This window comes from Neisseria sp. P0001.S005, assembly GCF_051963715.1.
Window position 1 is genome coordinate 1 of the sequence record NZ_JBQCTZ010000415.1, and the last position, 1140, is coordinate 1140.

1 protein-coding gene is annotated in these 1140 nt (G+C 51.2%); it reads left to right on the forward strand.

Annotation, left to right across the window (positions count from 1 at the left end):
• Positions 1 to 1140: ATP-binding protein (locus ACTHSP_RS20700; RefSeq protein WP_440346846.1), on the forward strand; the 1140-nt coding region annotated here is incomplete at both ends.

The window sequence follows — 1140 nt, forward strand, 5'->3', positions numbered from 1 at the left end:
AATGTTGTTTATTTTGAACCTGTTTTTAGACGGCAGTATGCGTTTCGATTCGTTTAATTGGGACGCGAAATCAATGGTGAATTCTTTGATGCTGATCGGCGCAGGCTATCTGGTGGCGATGCTGACATCGTTTGCCGCCCGTTATCTGGAGCAGGCTACAGAGTCCGCCAGCCGCCATCAACTGGCCTACCGCCGGATCAGCGGCTTGAACCATTTGGTTTTGAACCGCGTACAGGAAGCGGTTGTGGTGATTGATGCGACCCAACGCGTGTGGTTGTTTAACAAGCAGGCAAAAATCTATTTCCCCAGTCTGATTATCGATCAGCAGGAAATCGTGTTTGGCGAGCTGGTCGCACGCTGGCAGCGTCAACCCGACAAACCTTTTGAAACCGATATTCATATTTTCCAACACGCCATGCACGTCCGTGCCGTTCCGCTGATTCAGGAGCAAACCGAGCTGTTGATGTTGTACGTCCGCTCATTGCGTGAAGTGGCTGCGGAGGCTATGTCCACCAAGCTGACTTCGCTCGGACAGTTGACTGCCAACCTTGCCCACGAAATCCGCAACCCGATGTCCGCTATCCGCCATGCCAGCGATTTGTTGCAAGAGGGCGATGAGGCAGATCCGCTCAAGGCCAAGCTCTACAACATCATCGACAGCAATATCCAACGTATCGACAAGATGTTGGAAGACGTATCCCTGCTTAACAAACGAGACAACATCAGCCGCCAGCCGATTAATCTGATGAAATTCTGGTTGGAGTTCAAACAGGAATTTACCTTAAACAATCCCGATGCCATCGGTTGTCTGCGTATGAATATGGACGGCAACAATCTGACCGTATTGGTTGACCCCATGCATTTGCAGCAAGTGATGTGGAACTTGTGCAACAATGCTTGGCGACACAGCCGTCAGGACGAAAACGCCATTACCGTTCTTATCCGCTCTAGCGGCAGGATGCATATTTCCATCGTAGTGGCGGACAACGGCAAAGGCGTGCCGCCCGATGTACGAAATCATCTGTTCGAGCCGTTTTACACCACCGAAAAACAAGGCACCGGTTTGGGGCTTTACGTCGCACGCGAGTTGGCACACGCCAATATGGGGCAGCTGCATTATCACCCTGAAATGAACGGGTT